The 12,307-nt window shown below is 55.9% G+C and carries 12 protein-coding genes and 1 tRNA gene; 5 read left to right on the top strand and 8 right to left on the bottom strand.

All coding sequences use genetic code 11. The features are described 5' to 3' along the window. The 5 genes from ACYBHZ_RS08950 to ACYBHZ_RS08970 all read right to left on the bottom strand — a co-directional run bounded on the left by ACYBHZ_RS08950 (position 1) and on the right by ACYBHZ_RS08970 (position 3,788). A complete protein-coding gene (locus ACYBHZ_RS08950; protein ID WP_460273928.1) occupies positions 1 to 477 on the bottom strand; it encodes a UPF0262 family protein in 477 nt (158 codons plus the stop codon). Between the two features lies 1 nt (position 478). Further along, complete coding sequence (gene hisD, locus ACYBHZ_RS08955) at positions 479 to 1,783, bottom strand: histidinol dehydrogenase (RefSeq protein ID WP_460274262.1); 1,305 nt, start codon at positions 1,781 to 1,783, stop codon at positions 479 to 481. Between the two features lie 89 nt (positions 1,784 to 1,872). Continuing rightward, positions 1,873 to 2,352, bottom strand: coding sequence for a DUF2948 family protein (locus ACYBHZ_RS08960; protein ID WP_460273929.1), 480 nt, complete (start codon positions 2,350 to 2,352; stop codon positions 1,873 to 1,875). Next, a complete protein-coding gene (gene murA / locus ACYBHZ_RS08965) occupies positions 2,352 to 3,620 on the bottom strand; it encodes a UDP-N-acetylglucosamine 1-carboxyvinyltransferase (RefSeq protein ID WP_460273930.1) in 1,269 nt (422 codons plus the stop codon). Before murA ends, ACYBHZ_RS08960 begins: the two co-directional genes overlap by 1 nt. Positions 3,621 to 3,629: 9 nt before the next feature. Beyond that, a complete protein-coding gene (locus ACYBHZ_RS08970; RefSeq protein ID WP_460273931.1) occupies positions 3,630 to 3,788 on the bottom strand; it encodes a hypothetical protein in 159 nt (52 codons plus the stop codon). Between the two features lie 349 nt (positions 3,789 to 4,137). On the opposite strand from ACYBHZ_RS08970, the gene ACYBHZ_RS08975 reads away from it, so the two are divergent. Continuing rightward, positions 4,138 to 4,212 (top strand) — tRNA-Thr (locus tag ACYBHZ_RS08975). 79 nt (positions 4,213 to 4,291) lie between these two features. After that, positions 4,292 to 5,869 (top strand): DUF6538 domain-containing protein, encoded by a 1,578-nt coding sequence (locus tag ACYBHZ_RS08980; RefSeq protein WP_460273932.1) that lies wholly within the window; start codon positions 4,292 to 4,294, stop codon positions 5,867 to 5,869. A gap of 134 nt (positions 5,870 to 6,003) precedes the next feature. Here the strand turns inward: ACYBHZ_RS08980 and ACYBHZ_RS08985 are convergent, their stop codons facing one another. After that, entirely contained in the window at positions 6,004 to 6,891 is an 888-nt protein-coding gene (locus ACYBHZ_RS08985; protein WP_460273933.1) for a hypothetical protein, read from the bottom strand. Then, positions 6,891 to 7,394 (bottom strand): ribonuclease H family protein, encoded by a 504-nt coding sequence (locus tag ACYBHZ_RS08990; RefSeq protein WP_460273934.1) that lies wholly within the window; start codon positions 7,392 to 7,394, stop codon positions 6,891 to 6,893. The genes ACYBHZ_RS08985 and ACYBHZ_RS08990 overlap by 1 nt, the downstream gene beginning before the upstream one ends. Before the next feature lie 482 nt (positions 7,395 to 7,876). On the opposite strand from ACYBHZ_RS08990, the gene ACYBHZ_RS08995 reads away from it, so the two are divergent. Beyond that, positions 7,877 to 8,689 carry a helix-turn-helix transcriptional regulator gene (locus ACYBHZ_RS08995; RefSeq protein ID WP_460273935.1) on the top strand — a complete coding sequence of 271 codons (813 nt, stop codon included), beginning with the start codon at positions 7,877 to 7,879 and terminating at the stop codon, positions 8,687 to 8,689. A gap of 142 nt (positions 8,690 to 8,831) precedes the next feature. Beyond that, positions 8,832 to 9,347, top strand: a complete 516-nt coding sequence (locus ACYBHZ_RS09000) for a hypothetical protein (RefSeq protein ID WP_460273936.1) — start codon at positions 8,832 to 8,834, stop codon at positions 9,345 to 9,347. 74 nt (positions 9,348 to 9,421) lie between these two features. On the opposite strand, the gene ACYBHZ_RS09005 is transcribed toward ACYBHZ_RS09000, so the two are convergent. Next, complete coding sequence (locus ACYBHZ_RS09005) at positions 9,422 to 10,057, bottom strand: recombinase family protein (protein WP_460273937.1); 636 nt, start codon at positions 10,055 to 10,057, stop codon at positions 9,422 to 9,424. Positions 10,058 to 10,456: 399 nt separating this feature from the next. Here ACYBHZ_RS09005 and ACYBHZ_RS09010 point away from each other — a divergent pair, with 399 nt between their 5' ends. Continuing rightward, positions 10,457 to 12,181, top strand: coding sequence for an ATP-dependent nuclease (locus ACYBHZ_RS09010; protein ID WP_460273938.1), 1,725 nt, complete (start codon positions 10,457 to 10,459; stop codon positions 12,179 to 12,181). The last annotated feature ends 126 nt before the right edge of the window (positions 12,182 to 12,307 follow it).

The following is a 12,307-nucleotide window of genomic DNA, read 5'->3' on the forward strand; positions in this document are numbered from 1 at the left end:
TTACCCCCAGTGTAACACGCAGATCAGGGTGAACAGCCGCCGCGCTGTGTCGATATCGACCACGGCCTTGCCTTCAAGCCGTTCCTGCAGCACCCGCGCGCCTTCGTTGTGAATGCCGCGACGGGCCATGTCGATGGCCTCGATCTGGGAGGGGGGCATCTTTTTGACAGCGTCGAAATAGCTTTCGCAAATCTGGAAGTAATCCTTCACCACCTGACGAAACGGTCCGAGCGAGAGATGAAACTCCGCCGCCTTCTCGCCGCTCTCCGTACTGAGATCGAACACGAGGCGACGCTCGCGGATCGCCAGCAAAAGCTTGAACGGCCCTTCCGCCACCGCACGATCGTCCCGCGCGGGCAGGTTGAAGGAATTGTCTTCGAGCAGATCGAAAATCGCGACCTTGCGCTCCTGCTCGATCTCAGGCGTCGGCGGGGCGAGGCCCTTGTCGTCGATCGTGACGGAAATCAGCTTGCTCATATCAATCCTCGTTCAGCCGGTCGAGGCGGGCGCGAACCGACAGTCCGTGCGCCTCAAGGCTCTCGGACTGTGCCAGACGTTCTGCCGCCGGGCCAATAGTCTTGAGCGCTTGCGGCGACATTTTTGCCAAAGTGGTGCGTTTGACAAAGTCCATGACCGACAGGCCAGAGGAAAAACGTGCCGAACGGGCGGTGGGCAGCACGTGGTTCGGGCCGCCGACATAATCGCCGATTGCTTCCGGCGTCCAGGCCCCGAGGAAAATTGCGCCTGCGTGGTGGATTTTCGCAGAGAGCGCATCCGGGTCTTCGACGCAAAGCTCAAGGTGTTCCGGCGCAAAGCGGTCCGACAGCTTCGCCGCCTCATCGAGATCGCGCGCGGTGATCACCACACCGAAATCTTCCCAGCTCTTGCCCGCAATCGCCCGGCGCTCCAGCGTCTCCAGCCGTTTTTCAACAGCCTTCGCCACAGCCGCGCCAAAGGCCGCGTCATCGGTGATCAGGATCGACTGTGCGCTCTCGTCATGCTCGGCCTGAGACATCAGATCGACTGCGATCCAGTCCGGGTCGTTATGCTTGTCTGCGATGACCAGAATCTCCGAGGGGCCCGCAATCATGTCGATGCCGACCTTGCCGAACACCCGGCGCTTGGCTGCGGCGACAAAGGCGTTGCCCGGCCCGGTGATCTTATCGACCGGGGCAATGGTTTCGGTGCCGTAAGCGAGCGCGGCAATCGCCTGCGCGCCGCCCACGCGGTAAATTTCATCGACACCCGCGATCCGCGCGGCCAGAAGCACCAGCGGGTTTGCAATTCCATCCGGGGTCGGCACGGTGATCGCCAGACGCTCGACGCCCGCCACTTTCGCCGGGATCGCGTTCATCAGGACAGAAGACGGGTAAGAGGCGAGACCGCCCGGCACATAAAGCCCCGCAGCCGACACCGGCGTCCAGCGCCAGCCAAGCGTCGCCCCGTCCGGATCGGTCCACATCTGGTCGTCCGGCATCTGGCGGACGTGATAGGCGCGGATGCGTTGGGCGGCGAGCTCCAGAGCCTCGCGGTCCTCATCGGAGACCTCGGCACAAAGCGCATCGATCTCTTCGTCGGAAAACCGCAGCTTGTCCGCCGTCAATTCCATCCGGTCGAATTTCGCGGTCAGCTCCAAGACCGCCGCATCGCCGCGCGCGCGCACATCTTTGATGATGGCCGCCACAGCGTCATCCACATCCGGGCTGTCCTCACGCTTCATGGTGAGCAGCTCTGCAAAGCGGGTCTCGAAATCGGAATCCGTGGTGGACAGGAAATGGGGCATGTCGGTCTCTTTGATCTTCTCGGCGGTCTTTTCGGCATACAGCGCCGCAGAGCGGCGGACAAGCGCGGGCAAGCCCGGCGCGGAGCCTCTTACTCGTCGTGTGTCGGAATATGTTTGGACGGGGCCACATAAGGCCGCGTCACGTCCTTGAGCGTCACGTCCAGTGCTTCGACGTCAAGTGCGATGGTGCCGTCGCCTGCGAGCGTGATTTCGACCTGCCCCATGCCGTCCTCGGAGGGCGCGAAGCTCAGGGCGAGAACGGAAAGGATCATTTCCTTGTCGCCGGAAGGCACCCCCGTCGAGCGCGCCGCCATCACATCATCGAACAGCAGCACAGCCTGCACCCGCTCTACCGGGCGGCCGCGTTTCTCGGCGGTTTCGACATCTTCCCAGCGGAAGCGATTCAGAAGCAGGGCGAAGCGGCGCTTCGTGGCGTCGTAAGAAATTTCGCCCATCGGCACGACCGCGTCCTGTACCAGCGCGGAGATCACCGTCAGGTCTTCCGTGTCCATCGCCTTGAGCGCCAAGGGACGCTCGCCGCCGTCTTCGAACCGTGCGTCTTCCACCATCAGCTTTTGATCCTTTCGATATGCGCGCCGATTCCCGAGAGTTTCTTCTCGATGAATTCATAGCCGCGATCGAGGTGATAGACCCGCGACACCACGGTTTCACCCTCGGCCGCCAGCCCCGCAAGGATGAGCGAGACGGAGGCCCGCAAGTCGGTTGCCATCACCGGCGCGCCCTTGAGCTTATCGACGCCGTGCACCGTGGCGTGGCCGCCGTGCACTTCGATATTCGCGCCCATGCGGATCAGTTCCGGGGCGTGCATGAAACGATTCTCGAAAATGGTCTCTTCGAGAACAGAAGTGCCCTCTGCCGTGCAGAGAAGTGCCATCATCTGCGCCTGCAGGTCGGTCGGGAAGCCGGGGAAGGGCTCGGTGGTCACATCGACCGCTTTGACGCGGTCGCCATTGCGTTTGACCGTCAGGCCGCGTTCGTTCTCCGTCACCGAAATCCCGGCCTGTTCGAGCTTTTCGACAAAGCTCTCGACCAAAGACAGCTTACCGCCGAGACATGTGACTTCGCCGCCGCAGATCGCCGGGGCCAGCATGAAAGTGCCAAGCTCGATCCGGTCGGTCACAACCGGGTGCGTTGCGCCATGCAGTCGGTCAACGCCCTGAATTTCGATCCGCGAGGTGCCCGCGCCGGAAATCTGCGCGCCCATCTTGTTGAGGCAGTCGCAAAGATCGACGATCTCCGGCTCCCGTGCGGCGTTTTCCAGAACCGAGGTGCCTTTGGCGAGGGACGCCGCCATGACAAAATTCTCCGTCGCGCCCACGGACGGGAAGCGCATCTTGTGCACCGCGCCCTTGAGGCGTCCGCCCGCGACCTTGGCGTGCAGATAACCGTCTTTCAACTCGATCTCGGCGCCAAGCGCTTCGAGCGCCGTGGTGTGCAGGTCCATCGGACGCGCCCCGATGGCGCAGCCGCCCGGAAGCGACACAACGGCATGGCCGAGACGGGCGAGCAGGGGGCCGAGCACCAGATTAGAGGCGCGCATTTTGCGCACGATGTCATAATCCGCGACCGGGTTAATCTCGCCGTGACAGGACATCGCCTGCACTTTGCCATCCTGAAGCGCGGTCACTTCCGCGCCGAGAGAGGCCAGAAGCGCGGTCATCGTCTTGATGTCCGACAGGCGCGGCGCGTTGGTCAGCGTCAGCGGCTCATCCGAGAGCAGCGTCGCAGGCATGAGCGCGAGACAGGCGTTCTTCGCCCCCGCAATCTCAATATCGCCATTCAGGGGGCCATTGCCCCGCACCAGAATCGAATCCATCCGCTCGCCTCACTCGCCCTTGCCGTCACTCTCATCGGAAGCATTGCGCGCACGCGCCTGTGCCTTGCGCCGCTGAAGATTGGCCTTCAGTGCCGCTTTAAGACGCTCGTCCCGGCTTTTCGGCACGGGCTTGGCGTTTTTCCGGTTGGGATCGGTCTTGTTGTCCATGCTGTTCCATGTAGCCAAAGCCGTTCGGCCCGTCCAGTGTTGGAACCCAGTATGGATGGCGTTTCCTTGCCGAAACCGATGTCTGGGTCGCGCGCCGGGCTGGGGGAGGCGCCCGAGGCCGCCCGCTTCTGGGGCCGACAGAAGTCCGACAAAAGTCCGACGCGATGCCGACAGGCGTTTATGAGCCCTCTTGCCCTGAGACGGCGGGGGGAAGAGCGCAGGATCGCCTGACGGAAAAAGAAACTTTGCCCGAGGTGAATTTTTTCTCGAAAATGCGCTTGCACCGCGCCGCGATCACGTCTAATTAGCCGCCCACGGCGACGGTGACACGGTCACCACCGCACCCGGCGCTGCTGTAGCTCAGAGGTAGAGCACTCCCTTGGTAAGGGAGAGGTCGAGAGTTCAATTCTCTCCAGCAGCACCATCACTTCCCGTTATTTCTCAAAAACTTAAGAGAAAACAGGCCTTTGCGGGGGTTGATGTGTGACACAAAGGTGTGACACATGGCTTTTGCTATGCCCCATCCCGTTCTTCGAAATAACAAGTGGTATCTTGACGTCCGTATCCCTGCGGATGTGCTCGCTGCCTATCGAAAATATAAAGGCATGAAGGGCGAAAGGGTCCGAAAATCCTTAGAGACAGGTGATGCTGCAGAGGCCAAGAAGCGCTTTGCCGAAGAATATAGCGCCCTCCTAAACACCTTCGCGAGGTTGCGAAGTGAGGAAGCGGGCAACACAGTCCGATTGACCAACAAGCAAGTCACGGCGCTTGCGGGGGTCCATTATCAAGACCTCATGAAGCGTTTCGAAGATGATCCCCCAGAAGTCGCTGAGACCCGTGAGACACTCAAAGCGCTGGGCAGTATCCGGCATCTGAGGGGAAGCCGGGGTAAGTGGTTTCGCAGGGTCATGGACGATCTGTTGAGCGAGGAAGGTCTGGCTGTCGATGAGGACAGCTACATCCGACTAGGAGAAGCCTTCTACGACGCCGCCTTGCAGGCCATAGAGGCCTTTGAGCGTTTCGCCGAGGGTGACTACTCGCCTGACCCGAAGGCCAACAGATTTCCCGCGTGGAGCGCACCTGATGCTTCGCAGGTTGTAACCCCCTCGGTTCCCGTAGAGGTCTCTTCGGGGGTCACCATAGATAGCCTGTTTGATCGTTGGGAAAAGAACCACCGGGCGGACGGGAAGACTGAGGAGACCATCGAAGACCGCCGCGCCAAAGTTCAGTCATTCAAGGACTTTATTGGTCACGGGGACGCTGAGCGAGTTACCCCAAAAGACGTTGGTAATTGGGTCGATTTTCTCAAGTTTGAAAAGCGGCTGTCTGCAAAGACGGTGTCAGGGGGCTATCTGACCGCGTTATCAGCTATATATCGTTTGGCTCGTTCGCGTGGTGAGAAGATTGCCAACCCTGCTGCGGAGGTCACTGTTAAGGTCCCCCCAAAGAAGAAGCTACGCGAGCAGGGTTTCACTGATGCTGAGGCTGCGCAGATATTGAAGGCGGCAAGGTGCGATCCCGCAACATTGGGACGCCGGACACCATATAACAAAAGTGCGATCCGTTGGGTGCCGTGGCTTTGTGCATACTCGGGAGCGCGGGTGACTGAGATCGCTCAATTGCACAAGGAAGACTTCTTGGAGAAAGCGGGGGGTCTGGCTATCCATATTTCCATTGAGGATGGTCGCAGCGTAAAGAGTGGCGAATATCGCGTGGTTCCTGTTCACCCGCATCTCTTGGAGATCGGACTTGATCGGTTCATTCAAGATTGTGCGGATGGTCCATTGTTCTTTCCTGACCCGCCAGATGCAAAATTGCGAAAAAGCAAGGCACGGAATGCGGGAAATAAAGTGCGGGAATGGGTCCGCGATATTGTCGGCATTGATGACCCGAACATCCAGCCGAACCACGGGTGGCGTCATCGCTTTACGACTTTGGCTGGTCGCGCTGATATTGGGGAGAGATACCTATTTGCGATCCAAGGTCACAGTGATGGTCGTTCCAGCTTTAACTACGGCGATGTTGAGGTTGAGACGATGCGCCGAGAGATTGAGAAAATCCCCCGTCAGGTCGATCTTTGATGGGCTGGAAGGGCCGATCTTTCTAGGTTCGACACCTCCCTAATTAGAGCTTCAAAGCTTTAGGTGACCTGTGGGCTTCCCTCTTGGGTCACCCACAAGGTCAGGATGGTCATCAGGCCATCCATCATCCTCAATCAGAAATCTTCTTCTTCCTCAGCTTCAAAGGTGACCTCCTCGTCCTTCCGGTATTGATCGGCATCAGCAAGGATTTCCCGTCCGGTTTCATTAAGGGCATCCCAGAAGGCCTCGCTATCTAGGAGCCGCGCGGGGAGCGTGGGGGATATGATCTGCAAGGCCCTTGCGAGGACGCCCGGGCATTCCGTAGCTTTCCCGCCCAGCGCATTTCCGATCTTCTTGGCCCAATCCTGTGCCATGCCCTCTTGGACCTCCTCGGTGAATTCCCGAGGGCTATCTCCTTTGGCTATCTGTCGCGACCAATCCCAACCACGATCTATCATGGTCGGGGCTTTGATCCTTCTTTCCCGAAGGCTTTCGAAGGTTTTCCGCATAATCGAAATCTGGGCTTTTGAAGCACCCGACCACTCGGCTTGCTCCGCAATCGACCCTTCCCCGAGACAGACCAAGCGCCACGCGTTGTTGCCTTTTTCCTCTCGGGTGATCCTCACGCGGTCCCGTGAGTTGATCTTGGCCGCCGCGCCCATGGCTTCCCCTAGGGAGAACTGAGGGTGTGCCTCCACGGGGACTTTCAGGGTCTCCCCTGAGGTCTCCCGCAAGAGCATGTAGGCCGCGTGTCGGTGATGACCATCAATCACGATCCACCTCTTGCCGCTCCACCAGATATGGACCCGCTCATCCAGCGCACCTCCGTTCAGGCCCTCACTGATCTCCTTGACGCGCTCCTGATCTAGCCCGATCTCTCTGGGTTGAAACACCGCAGGCTCTACATGGAGCGCGTCTAGGGGCAGGCTTCGGGGCACCTTCGGGGGCGGGAGAGGGTTTGCCTCCCTCTCCACCTTGAGCCGCTCTATTGCTGCGCTCCGCGTCTCGTTAGAATACTCCATCAGGTCACCTCCCTCAGTGCTCTTCTCAGTTTCTGCGCGGCTCTGTCTGCGGCCTCTCCGGCCAGTTGGTCAACGCGTTCATTGTCGGGGTCTCCTGCATGAGCTTTGACTTTGTGGAAAGTCACCGCTCGACTGTCGGCAAGCGTCTTGATGGTCTCCCACTTCTCGCGGTTCTCTACGGGTTTGCCGTTGGATTTCTTCCAGCCGTTGACAGACCATTTGGGGAGATAATTCTCAAAGCTGTTCTTGATATAGTCGCTGTCGAGGCAGATCGTCACAAAGGCACCTTCGGGGGTCGCCTTCAAGACGTCGATAACTGCTTGCATCTCAGCGATGTTGTTGGTGGTGTTCGTGCTTTTGCGGGAGAACTCGCTGGGGGCTGATCCATCAGGAGCATAGAGCCGATAGGCACAGCCTCCGGGACCGGGGTTGGGTTTGCAGCTACCGTCTGTGTAGGCAATGTAGCATCCTTCGGCCAAAGCCGCTTTCATAAGATCGTTCATGACGTTTCCTTGAGAAATGTTGTGGTGTTGGTTGTCGAGAAGGGAGGCCAGACACGCCTATACTCTAAATAGTGCAACCTATTCGCTTCGCGTTCCTCAGGGCGACAAGGTGCTGATTGTCAAGGAAAAAAGAGAGCATTTCCGTCCTCGTATTGGCCTTGCAGGAAGCCCCGAAAGGGCCATTGTGGACATCATTCAGTGGCGCTGGGCGGTCAGTCACGTTCCGCTCTTCCATATTCTCTTGCATGAATTTCCTTTGTTGTTGCTATTTCGGGCTATGAGGTCCGCTTCAGGTACTGGGCGGCACTCGCTCCCTTTCAATCGTTTCGAAGGCGTCCCTCCGCTCGACCGCGTGCCCATCTTCGCACCACCGCAATAAACACTCAATATGTGTTAAAAACACCCTTGACGTGTTTTTGTGAGAGATGCATAAAACACACACAATGAGTGATAAACACAATAGGTGCGTTATGAAGCTGAAGATGATCCGCCAAAAACTGGGCATGACCCAGAAAGATGTCGCTTTGAAGATGAACACGACACAGCAAACCGTCGCCCGTTGGGAGAGCGGAAAAACGCCCTTGAATGTTGATCAAGTTAGAGACCTTTGCTTGGCGCTTGGCTGCTCAGCGGAAGAACTTTTAGGGTTTGAAGTCGAGCCAGAAGAAATTCGGAAGAGCCCTTTTGCAATCGGCAAGCAAGGTACCCCCTATGGGACACTGAAGATCGACTTCCTTTCCGGGAGTTCTCTCTGCCCAATCGACGAGGACGCTCTGAGTTCACTCAAGAACCAGCTGGGGCGAGATCGCTTTGCTTTCGATAGAAATGGAGGGCACTGGATGCAAACTTGGACGCTGGACAACCGCACACTTCTGATCAATCCAACAAAAGTGAAACATCTAGAGTGGTATTCTGACGCTGTTGAGGAAATGCCTGATTTTGAAAATCCAGAAGTATATCGCGCACTTGAGCAGATGGAGAGTGACCCTCCCTCAGGAGAAATGCTCGAAGTTTGCAAAAGGATTGTCGATGAACGTGGCCAAGAATGGGTCTGGGCTCTGACAAATGATGTCGTAGTCGTTTTCGATGATGGTGAAAAACTGAGCGGCTTTCTCGATGCAGATATAGCAGCGGAACTCTTTGATCTCACCTGCGAAGCACCGAAGACAAACGTGTCGGTCTTCGTGATGCTTGAGGAGGAAGGTCATGACAGGAGCCAACTGGTCAACCTTCAAAATGTTGCGATGGTCCAATTCCCGTCGGATCGCTTTCATCGGCTAATCCGTTCTGAGTAAGTTTATTCTCAAAGAAGGCCGCGCCGTTCATATTGCGACATGAACTTAACTGTTGGCTTCGCGATGTAATTGGGAAATAAATCATTTGCATTCAGCCCCTTAAGGAATGCGAAATACATGAGAGAATTCTGAGGGTACGAAATTGAGCAAGGCAAAAATTCGGTCGATGCAGCGAGGAGCACAGAAGCGATCTTCCAAGCCCCCGATCAAGATGCAGGATATATACAAGAAACACCCACCGCAACTTTCCTCCATCGATAAACCGCATCTAGATTTCCAAAAATACGGCAGCCTGAAAGACGTGGCCCGGATCAAAATGATCGTCGAGGCGGCTAGAAAGAATGAGATAGACACTTCCTCGGAAATCAGCACGCTCCTAAACAAGCTGATGATTAAGACTGCAATTGGTGAGAAATGGACACCTAGGTTGGCATGGTTCGTTAAACGTGCGGTCAATTCGCATGGTAAAGCCCTGCACCCCACTAAGAGCCATGTTAACCAATCGCGCAGCGACCGTGAATTTCATGACTTAGTTCGACGCGTTGTCAAATCTCGGCTTGAAGAGATCAAGAGCGAGTTCGAGGCCTCCAAACCAACCCTTGGTGATGCTTCCCCTGAGTTGGCCCGGCTTAAAGAACAGTTAGAGAGCAGATCGTAAGGTCTAAACTTTCTATGGTCGCCTTACTCGCTTCAATTCGAGAAAGGCAAAACAGATAGCCGACACGCACGGCCTCACATTCCCCAGCGGGTCAATGCGGCCTCTGCTGCTGCGGGGTCTTTCCTTATGCGGATCACGGCCTGTCGGGTGAGACCTGTGGCCTTCGCCGTCTCCGTTGTCCCCGCGTTCTGCGCCGTCATATTCTGCACCTTTTCGAAGGCCTTGCGGTTGTAGCTGGGCTTTTTGCCACGGTAGCGGGTCTTGTCTGCCTTTGCGGCCTCTATGCCCGCCCTCTGGGCCTCCTTGGTGGCTTCTGCTTGTGCCTGTGCCGTAGCGGCCATAAAGGCGATCAGAGCGTCTCTCACGGCCTCCTGCATGGGGTCCTTTGTGGCTCCGTCAAAGGTCATGTTATTGATCACCGTGCGGATCACCACACCCTGTCGCATGAACTCCCGAATGGTGTCTGTCACGTCCTGATAGTTGCGCCCGAGGCGATCCACCCAGCGCACCACGAGGGTGTCCCCGCTGCGGAGCATATCGAAGAGCCTTTTCCCTTCCGGTCTGTCTTTGAGGAGAGTGCTGACGCCAGAGACCCCATGATCGGAAACGACATCATCAATCTTGAACCCGGCTGCCTCCGCTTGGGTCTTCTGATGGTCAAGGGTTTGGTCGGTGGTCGAGACGCGGGCATAGAGGATGGTCTTGGACATGGTGGCCTCTCTGGTGTAGGCAAGGGTTATGTACGTTGGATTTCATGTCCGTTGATTAAAGTCAACCCTTACGAACACCTCTGCGGTCACCTTTGGGGGTGTACGTAGGGGTATGCCCTTTTGGACACCCGATGCTCACCGCCCAGTTCGTTGAAGGAGGAGGCTCTTGCGTTCTGGGTAAAGACCCCGTGCCGTGATTGAGATGAAGTGGCCCCCTGTAGCGCCTCCCCGCGTGATCTAGGCATGGGGGGAATTCGCCTTCGCGCCCCTATCCAAAAGGGGGTTAAAATTTTCGGGTCAAAAGTGCTTTCGACATAAGCCTTTTCAATCTGTGAGAACTAAGAAATTATCCTTTTCGAACAATCAAATTACTTTCATCTCCCCAAAGGTTTTCCAGAAATGTCTCATCCATTGAACGGCTTCGATATCCAAGGCGTAAATATTAAGTGCTTTGATGAAAGTGGCAGCGGTTTTTTCAGGTTTGAACCAATCAGTGTCGTTATCGGAAAGAACAATAGTGGGAAATCTACAGTCGTTGACTTGCTTGATATTTGCACAAATATGGCGCGAGGAAAACTTGCCTCAGCTTCTCAGCAGCGCACAGGGTTCCAAGCTGCGATTGATATCAGAGCACCAATGGTCGATACGATCCTCAGGGGCAAATTTCATCCAACCCATAGTGGCGGAATTGTGCCCGGAAATAACTGGAAATTTGCGCAAGCTTATGTCGGCGAAGTGGCAGTTTGGAGGTACCTCGACAAGGACAAAGTGTCGCTTGTTGGGGTAAAGGACTCTGCTGAAGAATTCCAGAAGTTGGACAGCAAGGTGAAAGAAGCTTTTTCCGGCTGCTCGAACTGGTCTTTGCAGAAATGCTCCTTGCTGAGAGTGGCTGCCGAAAGGAGCGTGGTACCGGAAGGACGAGGTGCTCCGGCACCAGAGCCTACTGGTAAGGGAATTACAAACCTAATTCGTTATTTCATCATTAGCGACGCTCGCCCGAGAGAAGTCGTTGAGATTGACCTCCTACGGGACCTCAACGAAATCTATGCGGGTGATAGTGCTTTCGACTCCATTATTTGTCAGGAGAATGACAGCACTGGGCTCTGGGAGATTTTCTTACATGAGGAAGGCAAAGGAGATGTGAGGTTGTCCGAGTCAGGTTCGAGCCTCCAGTCAATCTTTATCATACTTTCATATCTGCGGCTCGTTCCTCTTGTTCAGGAGATCAACTGGAAGTCTCTGATACTTGCCGTCGAAGAGCCTGAAAATAACCTTCACCCAGCTTTGCTCCGTCGACTGATCAACTTCCTCGCGGCAGAAAGAAAGAAGTTAGGCTTCTCCCTCGTTCTTACCACGCACTCTCCAGTTTGCATCGATTGGGCTGCTTCGAGAGAAGACGCTGGCATTATTCATGTCACCAGAAATGGCTCGAAGTCGGCTTGCCGAAACGTGATGGACTACGATGGTCATACCAACATTCTTGATGATTTGGATGTTAGGGGGTCAGACATCTTGCAGTCGAACGGCGTCATCTGGGTCGAAGGGCCGAGTGATCGCGTCTACTTACGGCGTTGGCTTGACTTGATTTCTGATGGCGAGCTTGTTGAAGGTGCTCACTACACCTTCATGTACTACGGCGGGAAGATCCTGTCGCATTTTGAGGCGATGCCGACTTCCGAGCTATCAACACTCATCTCAATGGTCACTTTGAACAGAAACCTCGCGGTGGTTATGGACAGTGATCGAAAGTGGAAAAAGGGAAGTAATCGGATGCCTCAGATGCGGTTGAACGAGACCAAAATGCGGATGCGAGATGAGGTTGCAAAGCGGGGGGGCATGTCTTGGGTCACCGCAGGGAAGGAAATCGAGAATTATGTCCCTTTGCAGGTTTGGCTGCGCCTATTTGGCGAAACATTTGTCCTTAAGCATGATTTCGAGGATATCCCAAACATGCCGAAGGTTAAGAGTAGCAAGTCGACCAAAGTTGTGCTGGCACATGCGGTCGTAGATGAATTTCGCCGGGAAGACTTGGAGGGGCATCTCGACTTGAAGCAACGACTGGATGAGTTGGTTGGGCATATTCGTCGCTGGAATTCGCTTGACGAAACTGCGCCACAGGAGTGACCGCGAAGATCGCAAACTTATCATTTCTGCTGAGCTCAATTGCCGCGCACTTTTGAAGTGCATCGCGGAAGTGTCTGTTGGTTGTGACCGGAAGGTGTGACACAGTGTCTTGTTTGATCCAAAAAA

The organism is Celeribacter sp. ULVN23_4, from assembly GCF_054788345.1.